Genomic DNA, 20,692 nt, shown 5'->3' with positions numbered 1-20,692 from the left:
CCGCCCGGCGGTCGGCGGCCAGCATCGAGCCGGCCGGCGCCCATGCCCGCAGCAGCACGATGGGCAACAGGAATATAACAGCGTGCTGCCGACCGCCCGGGACGCCGGGCGGCAGCCGGTCACCCCGCGCGCAGCTCGGCCAGCACCGCCCCGGCGGCACGCCAGCCGCTGGTCAGCGCGCCCTGGATCGATGGGCTGTCGCGGTGGTCCCCGGCCACGAAAAGCCCCTCCCCCAGCGTCACCGGCTTGCGCAGACGCCCCTGCGGCGGCGGCGCGGCGGGTAGCGCGTCCGGGACGGCCACGGTGGTGAGGTGGGTCCAGTCGGCGGTGGACCGGCCGTACAGCCGGGTCAACTCGGCCCGTACGGCCGGCTCGGACGGGGCCGTCGGGCCGACCACCGAGGTGGCCACCAGGTGCCGTCCGGTCGGCGCGTACGTCGGGGCGGCGTTGCTGAGCACCACGGTGTTGGCGACGGTCTCGCGCCGGTCGCCGTCGACGAGCAGGATCGGCTCGGTCAGCGGCGGCTCGGGCGCGCTGTGGTAGTAGGTGGTGTAACTGTGCATCCGTACCGTCGCCAGGGCCGGCAGCAGCGCGGCCGCGGCGGGCGGGTCGACGGCGACCACGACGGCCCGGCAGCGGATGTCGCCGGCCTGGGTGCGGACCCGGCAGGGGGCGACCTCGGCGACCGGGGCGTCCAGGGCGATCAGGTCGGCCGGCAGCGGGTCGGCGACGGCCCGGGGCAGCGCGGCCATTCCCTCGGCGGGCAGCCCGATCCGGCCGCGCGCGAAGGAACGCAGCACCATCGCCAGCACGTGGCTGGAGGTCGCCAGCTCCCGGTCGATGAGCACGCCGGACAGGAACGGCCGCAGCAGCTCCTCGATGAACGCGTCGGACAGGCCGGCCCGGCCCAGCGCCATCTCGGCGCTGGTCTCCGGCGCGCTGAGCAGCCGGGACGCGGGCAGCGTGGCGCAGCCGGTGGCGAGCGCGGCGAAGCGCAGCCGGTCCAGCAGCGAGCCGACCCCGGCCAGCGCGGTGCGTGGCCCGCCGGTCGGCTCGCGCAGTGGGTTGACCAGCCGCAGCAGGTCGTCGCCCTTGCGCACCAGCACGCCGGAGGTGAAGTACCCCAGGTCGAGCCGGTCGGTGTCCAGCAGCGTGCCGAGCCGCGGATAGGCGGTGTTGAGCACCTGGAAGCCGCGGTCGATCAGGTAACCGTCGACGGCGTCGGTGGCGACCCGGCCACCGAGCCGGCTGCCGGCTTCCAGCAACCGCCAGGGCACGCCGGCGCGGTGCAGCCGGCGGGCGGCGGCGAGGCCGGCCAGGCCACCGCCGACGATGACGACGTCGGTCTCAGCGAGCATGGCGGGCCTCCCGCTCACCGTTGGCCCGGGACAACCGGCCCGGCCACCAGATCTTCGGCCCGATGTCGTACGCGAGCGCGGGCACGAGCAGCGACCGGACGATGATGGTGTCGATGAGCACCCCGACCGCGACCGCGGTGCCCAACTCGACCAGCACCACCAGCGGCAGGACGGCCAGCGCGGAGAAGGTCGCGGCGAGCACGATGCCGGCGGAGGTGATCACCCCGCCGGTGACGACGAGACCGGCCAGCACCCCGACCCGGGTGCCACGCCTGACGGACTCCTCCCGGACCCGGCTCATCAGGAAGATGTTGTAGTCGATGCCGAGTGCGACCAGGAACACGAACGCGAACAGCGGGAACGACGCGTCCACCCCGGGGAAGTCGAAGGCGTGGCGGAACAGCAGCGCGCAGAGGCCGAGGGTGGCCGCGAAGCTGAGCAGCACGGTGGCGATCAGCAGCACCGGTGCCAGGAGTGCGCGCAGCAGCAGGGCCAGGATGACCGCGATGACCACGAGCACCACCGGGATGATGACGTTCTGGTCGCGCCGGGCGGCGTCGGAGGTGTCCACGTTGATCGCGGTGAAACCGCCGACCACCGCGTCCGCGCCGGGCACCTGGTGTACGGCGACCCGCAGCTCGCGGATGGTCCGCTCGGCGCCGTCGCTGTCCGGTGGGTCGGCGAGGGTCGCCTCCAGTTGGATCCGTCCGTCGACGACCTTCGGCGCGGCGTTCTCCTCGGGTGGGCGGGCCGACTGGTTGGCGCTGACCGGGCGGACCGCGGCGACGCCGGGCACGCCCTGCGCCACCTGGGCCACCTGCCGGGCGGTCCGCTCGGTGGCGAAGATGGTGGCCGGGCTGCCGGTGCCGGCCGGGTAGTGCCGGGCGATGACCTCCTGGCCGTCGACCGAGTCGGTGCGCTGGGTGAACAGGTCGGACTGGCCGAGGGTGGTGACGCCGAGCTGGGTGAGGCCGAGCGTCAGGATGGCCAGCACGACCGCGGTGCTCAGCCAGACCGGTCGGGCGTGCCGGGCCACGAAGCCGGCGATCCGGCTCCAGATGCCGTGCTCGGCCCGCGGGTCGGCCTGGTCGACCCGGGGCCGCCGCGGCCAGAACGCCCACCGACCGCCGAGCAGCAGCAGCGCGGGCAGGAAGGTGAGCATCACCAGCAGGGTGGCGGCGATGCCGATGGCGGCGACCGGCCCGAGCGCCCGGTTGGAGTTGAGGCTGGACAGCAGCAGGCAGAGCAGGCTGACGATGACCGTCCCACCGGAGGCGATGATGGCCGGGGCGGCGCCCTTCCACGCCGTACGCATGGCGTCCCAGGGGCGGTCGTGCCGGTGCAGTTCCTCGCGGTAGCGGGCGATGAGCAGCAGCGCGTAGTCGGTGCCGGCGCCGAAGACCAGCACGGTGAGGATGCCCTGGGCCTGCCCGTTGAGTTTGAGTACGTCGGCGTCGGCGAGCAGGTAGACGAAGACCGAGGCCAGCGCGTACGACATCCCGGCGGCCAGCAGCGGGAAGACCCAGAGCACCGGGCTGCGGTAGACGATCAGCAGGATCACCAGGACCACGACCAGGGTGACCAGCAGCAGTGGGCCGTCGATGGCGGAGAAGACCTCGATCAGGTCGGCGAGCAGACCGGCCGGCCCGGCTACGTCGACGGTGAGCCCGTCCCGGTCACCGCCGGCGATGCCGCGCAGGTGCTCGACGACCGAGCCGATCTCCTCCCCTTCCGCGTCGTCCACCGGCACGACGACCTGGAGTGCCTGGCCGTCCTCGCTGGGGATCGGCGGGGGCAGCGGGTTGACCACGCCGGGCACCTGGCCGAACCGGGCGACGTCGGCGCTCACGCGCTGCCGGTCCGCGTCCGTGATGCCCGAGATCCGCTCGTAGACGACCAGCGCCGGGATGGTCGGCCGATCGACGAACTCGCCGGCGAGGTCCTGCGCGCGGGTCGCCTCGGCGTCGGTGGGCAGGAAGGCGGCGTTGTCGTTGGTGGCGACCTCGCCGAGGCGCCCGGAGTACGGCCCGGCCACGGCCCCGATCACCAGCCAGGCCAGCACGACCGCCACCGCGATCAGGGTGGCCCGTCCGTGGCCCCCTCGTCCGGACATCCGCATTCACCTCAGGAATCGACGCACCAATCGACGCAGCGGGAGTCTAAGTCGACAGCGACCATCCTGCCGGGCGAGCGCGGCGCGGAGACCCCAAACCGGTCACTCCGGGTGGATCATGGAGTTGTGGTGTCGGGCAAAGGGTACGGATATGGCTCATGCGGGCACCAAGACTCCATGATCGACGCAAGCCTGGGTGCGCCACGAACACGAAGACGCCCGTCGGCGTGCTGCCGACGGGCGCTGAGTGGAGAAGCTCCCCCGATTGGACTCGAACCAATAACCTGCCGGTTAACAGCCGGCTGCTCTGCCAATTGAGCTACAGGGGACCGTGCACCGCACCACCCGGGATCTCCCCGACGCCGTGCGACGGGACAAGAGTACAGGACATCCGGGGGTGGTGGTCCAGTGGGTTCGGCCTCCGGCCCTCCATGATCCAGATGCCCAGGTCCGCAGCCCGGCCCATCGATAATCGGGGCAAATCGTCATCCGGGCACAAGCAGGTATGAGCGGAGAGCAGGATGGGTAGTTAGCTGCGGACAGAGGACGCAGGCGCGAATTGGTCGCTCCCGACGGGGCAGCCCGCCGGGGCGACGGCGCGTCAGGTACGGAAGGAGCCGCCATGCGCGGAAAGATCATGTTTCTTGGCGGGCTGGCTGCGGGATTCGTCCTGGGCGCCCGTGCCGGCCGGGAGAAGTACGAAGAGCTGGTCGTCCGAGGCCGCAAGGTGCTCGACCACCCGACCGTCCAGGAGGCGGCCGGGGTCGCGCAGGCCCAGGCCAACCGGCTCTACAGCGAGGGCAAGGACAAGCTCGGCCAGACCAAGCTGGGCGAGAAGCTGGGCACGGGCAACGGCAGCACCGGCAAGCAGGAGCTGACCGCCGCCGACGACGCGTTCGCCGGCACGCCCGCCACCGTTGGCGCCAAGGCGGGCTCCAGCTCGTCGGGCACCAGCAGCACGGTCGGCACGACCTCCGGGTCGCCGTCGGCCACCACCCCCCGCACGAAGCCGTCCGGCTCGGGCACCAACGCCAGCACGCTCTGACCAACCGCACGTCGACGGGCCGGTCGCCGAAGGGCGACCGGCCCGTGGTCTGTCCGGGTACGGTGACCGCCGCCGGGAGCGGTCAGTCCTTGCTGCTGAACGCGGCGTCGAAGGCGGCGCTCGGGGCGTCGAAGGCCAGGCGGCGGACGAACTGCAACGCCTCCGGGGCGCCGACCAGCCGGTCCATCCCGGCGTCCTCCCACTCGATCGAGATTGGGCCGGTGTAGCCGATCGCGTTCAACGCCCGGAAGCAGTCCTCCCAGGGCACGTCCCCGTGCCCGGTGGAGACGAAGTCCCAGCCGCGGCGCAGGTCCGCCCAGGGCAGGTGGGAGGCGAGCCGGCCACGCCGGCCGTCCCCGGTACGCACCTTGGCGTCCTTGCAGTCCACGTGGTAGATCCGGTCGGCGAAGTCGAAGATGAAGTTCACCGGGTCCAGTTCCTGCCAGACGAAGTGCGACGGATCCCAGTTCAACCCGAACGCGGGCCGGTTGCCGATCGCCTCCAGCGTCCGCTTCGTCGTCCAGTAGTCGTACGCGATCTCGCTGGGGTGCACCTCGTGCGCGAACCGCACCCCCACCTCGTCGAACACGTCGAGGATCGGGTTCCACCGGTCGGCGAAGTCCTGGTAGCCGCGCTCGATCATCGCCGGCGGCACCGGTGGGAACATCGCCAGCGTGTGCCAGATCGACGAGCCGGTGAAGCCCACGACCGTCTTCACCCCGAGCTTCGCCGCGGCCCGCGCCGTGTCCTTGATCTCCTCGGCGGCCCGCTGGCGGACGCCCTCGGGCTCCCCGTCGCCCCAGATCCGGCCCGGCAGGATGTCCTGGTGCCGCTCGTCGATCGGGTGGTCGCAGACCGCCTGACCAACGAGGTGGTTGGAGATCGTGAAGACCTCGAGGTTGTGCTTCGCGAGCGTCTCCCGCTTGCGATCGACGTACGAGTCGTCGGCGAGAGCCTTGTCGACCTCGAAGTGGTCGCCCCAGCAGGCGATCTCCAGACCGTCGTAGCCCCACTCGGAGGCGAGCCGGCAGACCTCCTCGAACGGCAGGTCGGCCCACTGGCCGGTGAAGAGCGTGATGGGTCGCGCCATTGTCCTTCTCCCCTGTTGTGATGGGGATTCCGTGTGCGGACCGGGGCGAGGGTGACCGGTCAGAGCGGTACGCGGCACCGGGACGGGACACCGGTGGGTGCGGAACGCACCTGGGCCCGGCGGGTTGCGCCTCTCACCGGGTCACCGGCCACCGTCACGGTCGCCGCTCCCACCCTATTTCCGCCGGGCCCCATCGCGAAAGCCCCGCCGCCGGATCGTCATTCGGCCACCTCCTCGGGCGCGGGCAGGACAGCCCGGACGAGGAAGCCGCCGCCGGGGCGCGGGCCGGCGGAGAACGTGCCGCCGATCCGCTCGGCACGCCTGCGCACCGCGGTCAGACCCCGCCCGGCGTCCCCGCCCGGCGGCGCGGCGCCGGCGCCGTCGTCGCGTACCTCGATGGTGATGCCCGTGGCGTCGTAGCGCAGCCGGACCGCGACCGGCGCGCCCGGCGCGTGCCGGTGCGCGTTGGTCAGCGACTCCTCGATGATCCGGTACGCCGTCGCGTCGACCGCGCCGGGCAACGGCCGGGGCTGCCCGGCCAGGGTCCAGTGCACCGGCTGACCTGCGGCGAAGCCCTCCACCAGCGCGCCGAGGCGGTTCAGGCTGGGCGCCGGCCCGGCCGACGTGTCCGGTTCCTCGGCTCCGCGCAGCGCCCAGCGCAGCCGGTGCCCCTGCGCCCGCACCATCCGGCGCCACCGCGCGAAACGCCCCATGCCGGTCAAGGTACGGCAGCCGGCTGTGAACCCCGCCTGCGGCGTCCCGACAGTCCGTGGGCACACGGGTGCCATGCCGACCGGCGACGCGGGTTGTCGGCGCGTGGGCGTCCATCGACCGGAGTGCCGTAAGCGCTATACCTCTGAGTCATAGCTATGACTCAGAGGTATAGCGCTTACGGGGACGACGGCATCCCGCCGACCGGGGCACACCCGGCGAAGCGCCGAGGTCGAGTGGCCTGGAGGGGCCGTCCGCTGTGACGGAAAACCCCTCCAGACTCAGCCGGTCAGGGCAGCGTCCACTTCTGGTTGGCCGCGCCGTTGCAGGTCCAGAGGTGCACGATCGTGCTGTCCGCGGAGTTGTTGCCGGAGACGTCGAGGCACTTGCTCGACGACGCGTTGCGCAGGCTGCCGTCGGCCTGGGCCGCCCAGTTCTGCGCGCCGGTGCCGTTGCAGGTCCAGAGCTGGATCTTGGTGCCGTCGGCGGTGCCGCTGCCGGACACGTCCAGGCATTTGCCGAGCGCCTTGATCGTCGAGTTCGGCGTCACGGTCCAGGTCTGCGCCGTACTGCCGTTGCAGGTGTAGATCTGGATCTGGGTGCCGTCGGCGGTGCCGCTGGAGCGGACGTCCAGGCACTTGCCGCCCAGACCCTTGACCGGGCCGACCCCTGGGGTGCCGCCACCGCCACCCTTGACCAGGGTGAAGTCGTCCACGTCGAAGAGCCCGGTGCCGCTACCGGTGAACATGAGGTAGAGGTTCTGGGTGCCGGACGGGACGTTCGACAGGGCGGTGGTGACGTTGGCGAAGGTCGTCCAGCTGCCGGTGTTCGGCACCGCGACCGAGCCGAGCACCGGGCCGGTGGCCGAACCGGTACGCACCTGGATGGTGCCGCCCGCGCCGCCGGAGACGACCCGGGACGTGAACGAGGTGACCCCGGTCAGGTTCACACCGCTGTACGAGGCCCAGTCACCCGGGTCGATGTAGCCGATGGTCTGGCCGCCGTTGGCGCCCGCCTTGGTGAACGGGGTGACGCCGTTGGCCGAGCTGAACGCCTCGGCCTGGACGGTGGTGTTCCCGGGCGGCGGCGTGGTGCCCAGCTCCTTGATCCGGATGTTGCGGAACGAGGCGTCGTCGCCGGTGCCGTGGTTCTGGATGCCGATGTGGCCGGCCAGCGAACGGACCGGGTTCGTGTTGGTGAAGTCATTGATCTTCACTCCGTTGAGGAAGATCTGGAGCCGCTCACCCTCGACCAGCAGCTCGTAGGTGTTCCACTCCCCCGCCGCGTTGAGAGCCGCGTCCCGGGCCGCGATGTCCGCCGATTTGAACGTGTAGACCGCCCCGGTGGTGCGGTCGGCCGCGTCGGTGGCGTCGATCTGGATCTCGTAGCCGTTGTTCACCGCCGACCACGGGTCGCTGGAGGGTGGGAAACCGATGAAGATGCCGGAGTTGTCGTCGCCGGCCAGCTTCCAGTCCAGCTTCAGCGAGTAGTTGGTGAACTGCTTCGCGTTGTACCAGAACAGCCCCATGCCGCCCACCGAGGTGAGGGTGGCGTCGGAGTTGGCGAAGTTGCCCGGGCCGGCCTGCGACCAGCCGGTGGTCGAGCCGTTGTAGATCGGGGTGTAGCCGGTCTCGGGCCGGCAGTCGGCCTTGCTGCGACCGGCCGCGTACCGGATGCCGCCGAGCAGGTGGGCCCGGAAGGCCGGCTCCGCGTACGACGCCTGGGTGTGCCCGCCGCCGGTGTAGAACGACCGGCCGCCGCTGTAGCTCTTGCACCACGAGTGCGGGTGGTCGGCGCCCATCCCGCCACCGGAGTACGACGACTCGTCCAGAGTGGCCAGCACGTGCGCGGTGGACCGGGCGTTGGTCCGGTAGTTGTACCACTCGTCGGTGCGGGTCCAGGTCTGCGGCAGGTGGGCGGTCGCCGCGTGCCCCCGGTCCTCCACCTTGACGTTCGCCTGCTGGATGGCCGGGTGCGAGGCGAACCACGCGCCGACCAGGTTGCCGTAGAACGGCCAGTCGTACTCGGTGTCGGCGGCGGCGTGCACGCCCACGTACCCACGGCCGGAGCCGATGTACGACTCGAAGGCCGTCTGCTGGCTGGCGTTGAGCACGTCGCCCGTGGTGTTGAGGAAGACCACCGCCTCGTACTGGTTGAGGTTGCCGGTGGTGAAGGCGGCGGCGTCCTCGGTGGCGGTGACGGTGAAGTTGTTCCCGGCGCCCAGGTCACGGATGGTCTGGATGCCGACCGGGATCGCGTCGTGCCGGAAGCCGGCCGTCTTGGAGAAGACCAGCACGTCGTAGGGGGCGTCGGCGGCGCTCGCCGGGGTGGCCGGGGTCGTACAGGCGAGGACGGCGAGGACGGCGGTGGCCGCGCCGAGGACGGGTCGCAGGAGTCTGCGCATATCGCTCTCCTAAGAACGGTTAGGAGGGGCCCCTTGTACAACACAGGCGTTAACAAGGGGCCCTCCCTTTCAGATCAGGGCAGGATCCACTTCTGGTTCGCGGCGGCGGTGCAGGTCCAGAGGTGCACGGCGGTGCTGTCCGCCGAGTTGTTTCCGGAGACGTCGAGGCACTTGCCGGACTGCGCGTTACGCACCGTGCCGTCGGCCTGCGCGGCCCAGTTCTGCGCCCCGGTCCCGTTGCAGGTCCAGAGCTGGATCTTGGTGCCGTCGGCCGAACCGCCACCCGAGACGTCGAGGCACTTGCCCAACGCCCTGATCGTCGAGTTCGGCGTGACCGTCCAGGCCTGCGCCGCACTGCCGTTGCAGGTGTAGATCTGGATCTGGGTGCCGTCGGCGGTGGCGCCGGAGCGCACGTCGAGACACTTGCCACCGAGGCCCTTGATCGCGCCACCGCCACCGGTGGACGTGCCGGTGTTGAAGGTGAAAGCGTCCAGGTCGTAGAGCGCGCCGGTGCCCGACCCGGCGAAGGTCAGGTAGAGCGTCGTGGTGCCGGTCGGTGGGTTGGCGATCGACCCCGTCACCGTCGTGAAGGTTTCCCAGCCTCCGGTGACCGGGACCGTGGCCGAACCGAGCACCGTGCCGGTGGCGGAGCCGGCCCGGACCTGGAGAGTGCCGCCGGCACCCGCCGAGGACACCCGGGCGCTGAACGAGGTCACGTTGCCCAGCCGGTACGGCTGGAACGCGATCCAGTCACCGTTGTTGATGTCGCCGACGGTCTTGCCACCCTCGGCCGGGGTCTTGCTGAACACGTTGATCCCGGACGAGGTGCCGAAGAACTCGGCCTGCCGGTGCCGCGGCGGCAGCGTGTGCTGCGTGTGCGTGGTCAGCCCACCGGCGTCGGTGTACTCGGCGTCGAAGATGGCGAAGATGTTCGCCGCGTCGTCGTGCTCACCGTCGACCGGGATGGTGATCGATCCGGAGCAGCCGGTCTTCGAGGTGATCTGGTGCCCGTGCTGGTCGTGCCCGAGGACGTAGGTCATCTTGACCTTCGTGCAGTCGATCGTGCCGTCCTCCGGGTCGGTCACGGTGATGCTGAACGGCACCGTGTCGCCGAAGCTGAACAGCTGCCCGTTGCCGGGGCTGTTGATGGTCACGGTGGGCGCGGTGTTGCCCACGTTGATCACCACGCTGGCGGTGCCGGTGGCGCCCTGCGGGTCCCGCACGGTCAGCGTCGCGGTGTAGGTGCCGTTGGCGGTGTAGGTCTTGGACGGGTTGGCCGCCGTGGAGCTGGTGCCGTCACCGAAGTTCCACGAGTACGTCAGCGCCCCGCCCTCCGGGTCGGACGAGCCGGCCGAGGAGAACGTCACCGCCAGCGGAGCGGCGCCGGAGGTCCGGTTCGCGCTGGCCGTGGCGTTGGGCGCCCGGTTTCCGCCGCCGACGTGGTCGAAGCGGTAGAGCGCGGAGTTGGCGTCGCCGTTGAAGTAGCCGGTGCCGTAGTCGAGCACGTAGTACGCGCCGTCCGGGCCGAACGCCGAGTCCATCACCTGCTTGCCCACCCACGGGAAGGTGTCGATGACGCCCCGGGAGCCGTCGGCGTTGACGTGGATCGGCTTGATCCAGCCACGGCCGAACTCGGTGGCGAAGAACTGCCCGTCGAACGACTGCGGGAACTTCGTCGTCGAGGTGGACGAGGCGTTGTACCGGTAGATCGGGCCGCCCATCGGTGACTCGGAGCCGCCGCCGAACTCGGGCGGGGTGCCGGCGTCGCCGGCGTACCGGATCCAGGCCGGCTTGGCCGCCGGCAGGGTGCCCAGGCCGGTGTTGCGGAACGAGTTGTTGGTGGGCCCGCCGGTGCAGTTGTACTTCGCTCCGCCGGTGTTGCTGGCGAAGTCCCACTCGTTGTACGTCTCGGTGCTGGTGTTGGTGCCGGTGCAGTACGGCCAGCCGTAGTTGCCCGCCGAGGGGACCCGGTTGAACTCCACCTGGCCGGACGGCCCGCGGGTGGCGCTGGTGGAGCCGGCGTCCGGCCCGTAGTCACCGACGTAGACGACACCGGTGGCTTTGTCCACGCTGATCCGGAACGGGTTGCGGAAGCCCATCGCGTAAATCTCCGGCCGGGTCCTGGCCGTGCCGGGCGCGAACAGGTTGCCCGTCGGGATGGAGTACGTGCCGTTCGCGTTCACCTTGATCCGCAGGATCTTGCCGCGCAGGTCGTTGGTGTTGCCGGCGCTGCGCTGCGCGTCGTACCCCGGGTTGCGGTTGGTCCGCTCGTCCAGCGGCGCGTAGCCGGCGGAGTCGAACGGGTTGGTGTCGTCGCCGGTGGACAGGTAGAGGTTGCCGGCGGCGTCGAAGTCGATGTCTCCGCCGACGTGGCAGCACAGCCCGCGATCGGCCGGCACGTCGAGCACGTCGACCTTGCTGGCCTGGTTGATGGTGAAGTTGGCGTTGAGGGTGAACCGGGAGAGCCGGTTGACGCCCTGCCAGGCCGAGAAGTCGGTGCCGGTGGCGGGCGCGTCGCCGCCGGGGGTGGAGAGCGGCGGGGCGTAGTAGAGGAAGATCTGCCGGTTGCTGGCGAAGTTTGGGTCGACCCCCACGCCCTGCAGGCCCTCCTCGTCATGGGTGTAGACCGGCAGGGTGCCGATCACCGAGGTGGTCCCGTTGGCGTCGGTGCGGCGCAGGGTGCCGTTGCGGGCGGTGTGCAGGACCGAGCGGTCCGGCAGCACGGCCAACGACATCGGTTCACCCATGTCGGCCACGCCGCGGGCCAGCTCGACCTGCTGAAAGTCCGTGGCGTTGATGGGGTGGGCCTGGACGGGGGTCGGCCCACCGAGCGCGGCCGGGCCGACGCCGAGCGCGACCGTGCCGACCGCGGCCACCAGGAGCAGTGCCGATCCGGCGGAGAACCATCGTCGGGACCGGTGATTGGGAGCGTCCTTTATGGACATTGGTGTGCTGTCCCTTCCTGACGAATGACTGCCAGGCCGGGCGCGCGCCGTCGCGCCGGATGCCGTAGCGGTGGTGGGATGCGGTCGGCCCGCCGGGTGCGATCCCGGCCGGCCGCGACCACCCGAGGTGGTGGGGGCCACGTGCTCGGAGGTCACCAGTCGATGGGTTACCGCGCCGCCGGTTCACCTCGACGAAACATTGTCGTGTTGGCCACGACACTAAATTGTGGGATGTCGATGTGTCTATACCTTCCGGCGAATCGCCGTGAACTTTCGTCGATTCGATCGAAAGTCGGCAGGCAGCACCGTTCCCCAGACGCCGCAGCGGATGTCCGGGGAACCGTGTCCGGCGAGTGCCGGCGGGTCAGGCGCGGCGGTCGATCGCCTGCGCGGCCAGCGCGACCAGCGCGGAGCGGGCCTCGTCGGCAACCGCCGCGCTCTCCAGCGCGGCCAGCGCGGCCTCGGTCCGGACCCGGATCATCTGCTCGATCCGCTCCCGGGCACCCGTCGCCTCGATGATCCCGCGCAGCTCCGCCGCGCCGTCGGCGTCCAGCGCCGGATTGCCGAACAGCTCCCGCAGCCGGGCGGTCTGCGGCCGGTCGGCGGCGCTACGGACCAGCGCCATCATCACCGTCGGCTTGCCCTCCCGCAGGTCGTCCAGGACCGACTTGCCGGTGACCGCCGGGTCGCCGAAGACGCCCAGCACGTCGTCGCGGAGCTGGAACGCGTCGCCCAGCGGGTCCCCGAACTCGCCCAGCGCGGCGATCAGCTCCGGCCCCGCGCCGGCCAGAGCCGCGCCGATCTGCAGCGGCCGGGTCACCGTGTACCGGGCGGCCTTCATCCGTATCACGGTGAGCGCGCTGGCCACCGAGCCGTCGCCCACCCCGGACACCAGGTCCAGGTACTCCCCCGCGATCACCTCGGTGCGCATCAACGCGAACACCCCGTACCCCCGGTGCACCTGCTCGGTGCTCAGGCCGCACTCGTGGAACATCTGGTCCGACCAGGCCGCGCAGAGATCCCCGCAGAGCAGCGCCGTGTTGCGTCCGTACGCCTCGGGGTCGCCGCGCCAGGACGAGCGGGCGTGCAGATCGGCGAAGAGCCGGTGCACCGACGGTTCGCCCCGGCGGCGGTCGCTGCCGTCCAGGATGTCGTCGTGAATCAACGCGAACGCGTGGAACAGCTCCAGTGCCGCCGCGGCCACCACGATCGGGGTGCCGTCGGCCGCCCCGGCACCGCGCCAGCCCCAGTAGCAGAAGAGCGGGCGCAGCCGCTTCCCGCCGGCGAGCACGAACCGGTACAGCGCGGTGAACACGCCGCGTGGCGCGCCGTCCGGCCAGTCCGGGCCCTGCCGGTCCAGGAACCCGGCCAGCTCCGCGTCGAAGCGCGCCCGCAGCCCGCTCGCGTCGGTGGGCGCGACGGTGACGGTCATGACCCCTCCCCCGGCCGGTCCGCCTCGGCGCCTCCGCCGGGAGTCAGCCCGGCCAGCTCCAGCAGCAGCGCCTTCACCTCGGTGGCCGCGATCCGCTCCCGGGCGACGGCCGGGTCGGAGCAGAGCAGCACCGGGGCGTCCGCCGGGTCGGTCGGCAGCCGACCGTGCGACCCGCGTACCGCCCGCGCCCCGGCGTCCAGGCCGACCGCGCTCATCAGGTAGCGCATGCCCAGCTTCTTACGGGCCAGCGCGATGCCCGCCCGACGCTTCGCCGCACCCGGCGCGGCCGGGTCGAAGAACAGCTCCGCCGGGTCGTAACCCGGCTTCCGATGAATCTCCACCAGCCGGGCGAAGTCCGGCGCGCGGGCGTCGTCCAGCCAGTAGTAGTAGGTGAACCAGGCGTCCGGCTCGGCCACCAGCACCAGCTCACCGGCGCGCGGATGATCCAACCCGTGTGCGGCCTTGCCCTCGGCGTCGAGCACCTCGGCCACTCCGGGCAGCCCGGCGCAGAGCTTCGCCACCGTCGGCACGTCGGCCGGGTCCCGCACGTAGACGTGCGCGACCTGGTGGTCGGCGACCGCGAACGCCCGGGACGTCCACGGGTCGAGGTACTCCATGCCGGCCTGGGTGTGCACCCGCAGCAACCCCTCGGCGCGCAGCAGCCGGTTGACGTCCACCGGTCGGGACACGTCGGTGATGCCGTACTCGGAGAGCACCACGACGGTCGCGTCGCGGGCCCGGGCGGCGTCCAGGAGCGGCCCGAGCACCGTGTCCAGCTCGGCCGCCGCGGCCGCGGCCTGGGGGGAGGACGGGCCGTACCGTTGCAGGTCGTAGTCCAGGTGCGGGACGTAGACCAGGGTCAGGTCGGGCGACGCGTCGGCCAGGATCTGCTCGGCCGCCTGGCAGATCCACCGCGACGAGGGCAGCCCGGCTGTCGGCCCCCAGTAGGTGAACAGCGGGAAGGTGCCCAGCCGCCCGGTGAGCGCGTCGTGCAGCTCCGGCGGGTCGGTGTAGCAGTCCGGCTCCTTGCGCCCGTCGGCGTAGTACACGGGGCGCGGGGTGACCGTCCAGTCGACGTCCGCGCCCATCGCGTACCACCAGCAGACGTTGGCGACGGTGTAGCCGGGCTCGGCCCGACGGGCCGCCTGCCAGAGCTTCTCCCCGCCGACCAGCGCGTTGTGCTGCCGCCACAGCAGCACCTCACCCAGCTCCCGGAAATACCAGCCGTTGCCGACGATCCCGTGTCCGCTCGGCGGTTCACCGGTGAGGAAGGTGGACTGCACCGAGCAGGTCACCGCGGGCAGCACGGTGCCCAGCTCGGCCCGGAAGCCGCCGTCGGCGACCCCCCGCAGCCGGGGCATGTGCGCCAGCAGCCGCGGGGTCAACCCGACCACGTCGAGGACCACGAGTCGCCGGCTCATCGCGCCACCCCCGCCGTGGTCAGCTCCGGGGTCAGGCCCAGGCCGACCAGCTCGTCGCGGGCGAAGGCCAGCTCGGCGGCGATGCCGGTGGCCAGCTCCGCGTCGGTGCCCGGCCGCCGCGCGGCCGGCAGCACCCCCCAGGTGTACGTCTCCACGTCGAGGTGGTCGCAGCCGGCGGCAGGGCCGGCGTAGAGCGCGGCCAGCGCGGCGCGCAGCACCGGCAGGGTGGAACCGAGCGGTTCCTCGGGTGGGGCGTGCAGCGGCACGTGGTAGTGCACCCGCCACGGCCCGGGCAGCGCCGCGTCGAGCGCCTCGTCCAGGTCGTCGGCCGCGTACGCCGGGTCGGCCGGGTCGACCCCGCCGGCGCAGCCGGCCCCCCGGGTCTGGTGCAGGAAGCGCGGCTCCACCCACCGGCGCAGCGCGTCGGCGCCACCGGTCGGGTCGGCCGCCTCGACGGCGGCGGAGACCTGCACCTTGACCACCGGCAGCCCGGCGCTCTCCAGCCGGGCCAGCGCCGCGGCCGGCTCCTCCCAGGCACAGGCGAGGTGGGCCAGGTCGAGGCAGACGCCCAGCCGCTCGGTGTCCATCCCGGACAGCAGCGCGGCGGCCTGACCGGTGCTCTCCACCACGCAGCCCGGCTCCGGTTCGAAGCCGACCCGCACCTGGCGGCCGGTGTCCCGCTGCACCGCGGCCAGGCCGGCCGCGAGCTGGTCCAGCCGGCGCCGGGCGGCGTCGGCCCGCTCGTCGTCCCAGGGCTGCCGCCAGGCCAGCGGCAGGGTGGAGATCGAGCCCCGGGCGGCGTCGTCGGGCAGCAGGTCGGCGAGCACCCGGGCCAGGTCCAGGGTGTACGCCAACCGCTGCTCGGTGGTCCAGTCCGGCCGGTAGACGTCGTGCTTGACCACCGGCGCCTGGAAGGCCGCGTACGGGAAGCCGTTGAGGGTGACCACCTCCAGCCCGCGCGCGTCCAGCTCGGCGCGCAGCCGGCGGCGCAGCGCCGGGTCGGCGGCCAGCTCGGCGGCGACCGGTGCGGCCAGCCACAGGCCGAGGCCGAGCAGGTCGGCGCCGAGTGCCGCGCGGACCGGCACGGCGTAGGTGTCCAGTTGGGCGAGGATGCCGGCGAGTTCCTCGGCGGGGTGCACGTTGGTGCAGTAGCCGAGGTGGACGGTGTCGCCGCCGGCGTGCCGTAGCCGCATCAGCTGCCGCCCCGCAGGATCGAGTTGCCGGTCTCCGGGTCCACGGCCGCGGGCTCCAGGTCGGTCAGGTCGAGCCGACCGGACTGCCCGTAGAACTCGACCGGGTTGCGCCACAGCACCTTGTCGACGTCGTCGTCGGTGAACCCGGCCAGCAGCATCGCCTCGCCGGTGGCCCGGGTCAGCAGCGGGTCCGAGCGCCCCCAGTCGGCGGCCGAGTTGACCAGCATCCGTTCCGTCCCGTACTCCCGCAGCAGGTCGACCATCCGTGGCGGGGACATCTTGGTGTCCGGGTAGATGGAGAAGCCCAGCCAGCAGCCGGTGTCCCGGACCAGCTTGACGGTCACCTCGTTGAGGTGGTCGACCACCACCCGGCCCGGGTCGATGCCGGACTCGGTGACCACGGCGAGGGTGCGCTCGACGCCCCGGGCCTTGTCCCGGTGCGGGGTGTGCACCAGTGCCGGCAGGTCGTACGCCACCGCCAGCGCCAGCTGCGCGGCGAACGCCTCGTCCTCCTCCGGGGTCATCGAGTCGTACCCGATCTCGCCGACCGCGACCACCGCGTCCTTGTCCAGGTAGCGCGGCAGCAGGTCGAGCACCGGCCGGCAGCGCGGGTCGTTCGCCTCCTTGGGGTTCAGCGCCACGGTGGCGTGGTGCCGCACCCCGAACTGCCCGGCCCGGAACGGCTCCCAGCCGATCAGGGAGTCGAAGTAGTCGGTGAACGAGGCGGCGCTGGTGCGGGGCTGGCCCAGCCAGAACGCCGGCTCCACCACCGCGCGGACGCCGGCGGCGGCCATCCGTTCGTAGTCGTCAGTGGTGCGTGAGGTCATGTGGATGTGCGGGTCGAAGATGCGCATCACGCCTCCGTGGGGGTGGGACGGTCGACGGTGCCGGTCCCTCCGCTGTGCGCGGTGAGCCGGTCGAGCAGGTCGGTGGCGTCGGCGGGCAGCTCCCGGCCGGCGGCGTGCCGCTCGGCGGCCAGCGCGGCCAGCATCGCGGCCAGCTCACCGTCGGCGCGGGAGTCGAGGTCGGCCACAACGGCCAGCGGCACGCCGGAGAACACGCACTTGAGCACCGCCTGCCGCCAGGCCGCCGTGTCGAGGTGCCGGGCGTACGGGCCGAGCGCTGCGGCGACCAGCCGGGTGTCGTTGGTCCGGATCGCGTCGTGCAGCAGCGGCACCCCGGCGGCCCCGATCGGCAGCAGCGGCAGGGCACGCAGCACGGCCCGCCGCTCGGCCGCGTCGCCGTGCTGGTAGAGCGTGTCGGCGTGCTCGGCGTGGTCAGCGGGCAGGGCGGTGAGCAGCAGCACCCGGGCCGCGTCGTCAGCCGTCCAGCCGGGTGCGTCGGGCAGTGCGGCCCGGCCGCAGCGCCGGCCGGCGGCCGGAAAGAGCCGGGTGATCGCGCCCGGCTCGGCCGCGACCCGGCGCAGCGCCGTGTCCAGCCAGCCGGGGTCGGGTACGCCCCGCAGCGCGGCCCGTAGTGAATCCGGTGTCATCCCGTCTCCTCCCCTTGTGCTGCTCCGCAGGCACCCCAGGCGCGCCCTTTGCTCTGCTTCACTCCACGCGACGGCCTCTGTCCGGATAGCGGACGGCCACTGTTGCGTCCGTTGAAGCAGAGCAAAGGGCGCCTGCGGGCGCCTCGTCCTTGGTGGGGCGGCCAGTGGCCGCCGTGCTCGCGGTCGCGCTCCGGGCCGCCGCCGTCGCGGCGGCGGCACGCAGGAACTCGATCGACCGGGCGGCCACGGCGGGCGCGGCGTGCGAGTCCCGGGGCAGCTCGACGGCGACCAGCCCGCGGTAGTCGGCCTGCGCCAGGGCGGCCAGCACCGGCGGGAAGTCGATCTCGCCGGAGCCGAACTCCAGGTGCTCGTGCACGCCCCGGCGCATGTCGTCGATCTGCACGTTGACCAGGTGCTCGGCCACCTCGGCGACGCACTGCGGCACCGGCCACGGCTCCAGGCAGCGGCAGTGCCCGATGTCGAGGGTGATGCCGAAGCGGCCCGGGTCGCCGAGCGCCGCGCGCAACCGACGCCAGCCGGCGATGTCCTCGACCAGCATCCCGGGCTCCGGTTCGAAGCCGAGGGTGACACCGGCGGCGTCGGCGGCGTCGACCACGGTGGCGCAGCCGGCCACCAGCCGGTCCCAGGCACTCTGCGCCGGCACCGCGTCGGGGCGGACGCCGGCCCAGAAGGAGACCGCCTCGGCACCCAGGTCGGCGCCGATCCGGACGGCCCGGCGCAGGAACTCGATCCGCCGGGTCGGGTCGTCGTGCAGCAGCGTCGGCGCGTGCTTGTGCCACGGGTCGAGCAGGTAGCGGGTGCCGGTCTCGATCACCACCGCGAGGCCCAGCGCGCTCAGCCGCCGGCCCACCGCCGCGATCCGGCGGGTGAGACCGGGCGCGAACGGGTCGAGGTGGTCGTGGTCGAGCGTGAGCGCCACCCCGACGTAGCCGAGGTCGGCGAGGACGGCGAGCGCGTCGTCGAGCCGGTGGTTGGCGAAGCCGTTGGTGCCGTACCCGAGGCGCAGCGTCCGAGCGTCGGCGGCCGGCGGCGCTTGGCGGGGCTGGGGGGCGGTCACGTCGGGGAGACCTTCCGGGCCAGCCGCCGGCCCAGCGGCGCCGCCGCCGCGACGGCAAGCCCGAGCAGGCCGGCTCCGCCGCGTGCGGTGAGCGCCCCCTGCAGGGCGGGGAGGCCGGTGATCCCGGCGCCGACCGCGGCGCGTACCCGCCCGGCCGACGGGTCCCGGACCACCTGGGCCTGGGCCGCGCCGTAGCGGGCGGCGTACCAGCCGGACAGTATCGCGGGCAGCGCGGCGGCGAGCCCGAGCGAGCGGGCCCGGCCGTCGCCCGCATCCGCCCGGCCGTCGGCCGGACCCGGATCGGCGCGCCGGGCGGCGGCACCGGGGGCTGCGACAGCGGCGCTGGCGGCGACCAGCGCGGTGCCGGCCAGCGTGCGCAGGGGCAGGGCGGCGTCGGCGCCGGTGACCTCGCGGCGGGACAGCGCGGTGACCGTCCAGGTGTGCGCGGCGACGGTCGCCGCCGCCGGCAGCGCCCGGGTCAGCCGACCGCCGGACGCGCCGAGCAGCACGTCCAGCCCCCGGCAGGCGGCCATCACGGCCGGCCCGGCGGCGGTGTTCTTGGCCAGCAGGTCGTACCCCCAGATGGTCGCCGCCAGCGGCACCGCGAGCGCGGCCGCGCGGCGACCGCCCACGGCGGCGGCCAGGCCCACGCCGGCGGCGGTGAGGCCCGCCGCGAGACCGACCGCGGCGGCCGGGGCGACCCGGCCGCTGGGGATGGGCCGCTCGGGCCGCTCGACGGCGTCCAGCCGCCGGTCGGCCCAGTCGTTGGCGGCCATGCCGGCCCAGTAGAGCAGCACCGAGGCGCCGGCCAGGGCGGGGGTACGCCGGCTCAGCGCGCCGGCCGCCGCGGCGCCGGCGACCACGTCGCCGGGGACCGAGAGCGCGGCCGGTGCCCGGACCAGCTCGGCGAGGTCAGCCAACGTTGTCATGGAAGCCGTCCCGGCGGTGGTGCAGCCCACGGGTGAAGTCGACCAGCCGGGCCCACTGCTCGGCCAACGAGTGGGTGGGCGTGCCGAGCGGGTCCTTGAAGAAGAAGCCCAGCTCGGCCAGCGGCCCGACGTGCCCGGCGGCGTGCGCGGCGGCGGTGAGCCGGGCCAGGTCGAGCACCAGCGGTGCGGCCAGCGCGGAGTCGCAGCCGTGCCAGGTGAACTCCATCCGCATCCCGGTGCCGAGGAAGCCGGCGAAGGTGATCAGATCCCAGGCGGTCTTGAAGTCGCCCAGCTCCTCGACGTACTCGATCCGGGTGCCGCCCTGGGGCAGGTAGCCCAGCGTCTCGCCGAGCACCCGCTGCTTGCTCTGCACCTTGGCCGCGTTGGCGGCCGGGTCGGCGAGGGTGGCGCCGTCGCCGCCACCGAGCAGGTTGACCCCGGACCAGGAGCGCACGGCCAGGTTCCGCATCGCGAACATCGGCGCGAGCACCGACTTGACCAGGGTCTCCCCGGTCTTGCCGTCGTGCCCGGCGTACGGCAGCCGGACCTGCTCGGCCAGCGCGGTCAGCGCCGGCAGCCGCAGCCCGGTGGACGGGGTGAAGTCGACGTACGGGCAGCCGGCCAGCAGCGCCGCGTACGCGTACAGGGAGCTGGACGGCAGCACCTCGTCGGGGCCGGTGAGGGCGGCGCGCAGCGCGTCCGGATCGGCGTGCCCGGGATGCGGTGCGGGGGCCGGTTCGGTGGCGGAGACGTTGAGGACCACCACCCGGTCCAGCGCGTGCCGCTCACGGAAGGCGGTGAGGTCGCGGACCACGGCGGCGGCCCGGTCGGCCTGGGTGGCGCCGACCGGCGCGGGACGCAACTCCTGCTCGACGGCGGCCAGCTCGTCGGGGAGCGCGGCGACCAGCCGACCGGGGATGACGCCGCTTTCGGCCAGTGCCTCGGCCCGCTTGCACAGCGGGGTGGTGGCCAGGTCGTGCCCGCCGAAGACCAGATCGGCGAAGGACGGCAGGGCGGGGCCGCGTAGCTCCGGCAGCTCGGTGACGCAGCCGGTCGGCCCGGCCAGGCCGGCCCGCAGCGCGAGCCCTCCGACGATGCTGGTGGTCGCGACGGAACCGCGCGCACCCACCAACCAGACACCTGTTCGCATGGTGCTCCTTCCCATCCAGGAGGAACCGTCGGTCTAACTAAATATAGGAATATCAGAATATTACTCGGAAAGATATGCCTTTGGTGGATGGGCCCCGTCCGCCCGCGCCGCATCGGGATGGCACCGGATTCCGACGTCGGCGTCGGCGGCGACGACGCCGGACCGGCTCCCGGCACGGGTGCGGGCAGACGGGGCTGGTAGGCAGGGTCGGTCGGCGTCTCGACCCTGCCTCCCCCGCATCCGGCGGTCGTCCGGTGCGGCCGGGGAATCCCGGTCCGGTCGCACCGGACGACCGTCCTGCTCGTGCGCCACCGGGCCGTACGGCCCGGCT

The 20,692-nt window shown here is 72.9% G+C and carries 15 protein-coding genes and 1 tRNA gene; 1 reads left to right on the top strand and 15 read right to left on the bottom strand.

Annotation, left to right across the window (positions count from 1 at the left end):
- Window positions 1-119: 119 nt before the first annotated feature.
- From KBX63_RS18065 to KBX63_RS18055, 3 genes are all read right to left on the bottom strand, one after another.
- Complete coding sequence (locus KBX63_RS18065; RefSeq protein ID WP_210912390.1) at window positions 120-1,358, bottom strand: FAD-dependent oxidoreductase; 1,239 nt, start codon at window positions 1,356-1,358, stop codon at window positions 120-122.
- Complete coding sequence (locus KBX63_RS18060; protein WP_210912389.1) at window positions 1,348-3,471, bottom strand: MMPL family transporter; 2,124 nt, start codon at window positions 3,469-3,471, stop codon at window positions 1,348-1,350. Before KBX63_RS18060 ends, KBX63_RS18065 begins: the two co-directional genes overlap by 11 nt.
- Window positions 3,472-3,727: 256 nt before the next feature.
- Window positions 3,728-3,800, bottom strand: a tRNA-Asn gene (locus tag KBX63_RS18055).
- A gap of 293 nt (window positions 3,801-4,093) precedes the next feature.
- Between KBX63_RS18055 and KBX63_RS18050 the strand changes: the two genes are divergently transcribed.
- Window positions 4,094-4,516, top strand: coding sequence for a hypothetical protein (locus KBX63_RS18050; protein ID WP_210912388.1), 423 nt, complete (start codon window positions 4,094-4,096; stop codon window positions 4,514-4,516).
- A gap of 82 nt (window positions 4,517-4,598) precedes the next feature.
- Here KBX63_RS18050 and KBX63_RS18045 read toward each other — a convergent pair whose 3' ends face one another.
- From KBX63_RS18045 to KBX63_RS17990, 12 genes are all read right to left on the bottom strand, one after another.
- Window positions 4,599-5,606, bottom strand: a complete 1,008-nt coding sequence (locus KBX63_RS18045; protein ID WP_074313495.1) for a sugar phosphate isomerase/epimerase — start codon at window positions 5,604-5,606, stop codon at window positions 4,599-4,601.
- 218 nt (window positions 5,607-5,824) lie between these two features.
- Complete coding sequence (locus KBX63_RS18040) at window positions 5,825-6,319, bottom strand: sensor histidine kinase (protein ID WP_210912387.1); 495 nt, start codon at window positions 6,317-6,319, stop codon at window positions 5,825-5,827.
- Between the two features lie 287 nt (window positions 6,320-6,606).
- Window positions 6,607-8,721: a ThuA domain-containing protein gene (locus tag KBX63_RS18035; RefSeq protein WP_210912386.1), complete on the bottom strand. Its 2,115-nt coding sequence runs from the start codon at window positions 8,719-8,721 to the stop codon at window positions 6,607-6,609.
- A 74-nt stretch (window positions 8,722-8,795) separates the two neighbouring features.
- Window positions 8,796-11,666, bottom strand: a complete 2,871-nt coding sequence (locus KBX63_RS18030; RefSeq protein ID WP_210912385.1) for a PQQ-dependent sugar dehydrogenase — start codon at window positions 11,664-11,666, stop codon at window positions 8,796-8,798.
- 364 nt (window positions 11,667-12,030) lie between these two features.
- Complete coding sequence (locus tag KBX63_RS18025; protein WP_210912384.1) at window positions 12,031-13,098, bottom strand: polyprenyl synthetase family protein; 1,068 nt, start codon at window positions 13,096-13,098, stop codon at window positions 12,031-12,033.
- Entirely contained in the window at window positions 13,095-14,519 is a 1,425-nt protein-coding gene (locus KBX63_RS18020) for an alkaline phosphatase family protein (protein WP_210912383.1), read from the bottom strand. The genes KBX63_RS18025 and KBX63_RS18020 overlap by 4 nt, the downstream gene beginning before the upstream one ends.
- On the bottom strand, window positions 14,516-15,712 hold the full coding sequence (eboE, locus tag KBX63_RS18015) for a metabolite traffic protein EboE (protein WP_210912382.1): 1,197 nt from the start codon (window positions 15,710-15,712) through the stop codon (window positions 14,516-14,518). The genes KBX63_RS18020 and eboE overlap by 4 nt, the downstream gene beginning before the upstream one ends.
- Entirely contained in the window at window positions 15,712-16,566 is an 855-nt protein-coding gene (locus tag KBX63_RS18010; protein ID WP_210912381.1) for a TatD family hydrolase, read from the bottom strand. Before KBX63_RS18010 ends, eboE begins: the two co-directional genes overlap by 1 nt.
- On the bottom strand, window positions 16,566-17,204 hold the full coding sequence (locus KBX63_RS18005) for an EboA domain-containing protein (protein ID WP_210912380.1): 639 nt from the start codon (window positions 17,202-17,204) through the stop codon (window positions 16,566-16,568). Before KBX63_RS18005 ends, KBX63_RS18010 begins: the two co-directional genes overlap by 1 nt.
- A 58-nt stretch (window positions 17,205-17,262) precedes the next feature.
- Window positions 17,263-18,282, bottom strand: a complete 1,020-nt coding sequence (locus KBX63_RS18000) for a sugar phosphate isomerase/epimerase family protein (protein ID WP_307871749.1) — start codon at window positions 18,280-18,282, stop codon at window positions 17,263-17,265.
- Window positions 18,279-19,211 carry an SCO3242 family prenyltransferase gene (locus tag KBX63_RS17995; RefSeq protein ID WP_210912379.1) on the bottom strand — a complete coding sequence of 311 codons (933 nt, stop codon included), beginning with the start codon at window positions 19,209-19,211 and terminating at the stop codon, window positions 18,279-18,281. The genes KBX63_RS18000 and KBX63_RS17995 overlap by 4 nt, the downstream gene beginning before the upstream one ends.
- Window positions 19,195-20,361, bottom strand: coding sequence for an inositol-3-phosphate synthase (locus tag KBX63_RS17990; RefSeq protein ID WP_210912378.1), 1,167 nt, complete (start codon window positions 20,359-20,361; stop codon window positions 19,195-19,197). The genes KBX63_RS17995 and KBX63_RS17990 overlap by 17 nt, the downstream gene beginning before the upstream one ends.
- Between the last annotated feature and the right edge of the window lie 331 nt (window positions 20,362-20,692).

This window comes from Micromonospora sp. U21 (assembly GCF_018070045.1).
Taxonomy (GTDB): domain Bacteria; phylum Actinomycetota; class Actinomycetes; order Mycobacteriales; family Micromonosporaceae; genus Micromonospora.
Note: the sequence above shows the minus strand (reverse complement) of the source record. Positions and strands in the feature narration are given on the sequence as shown.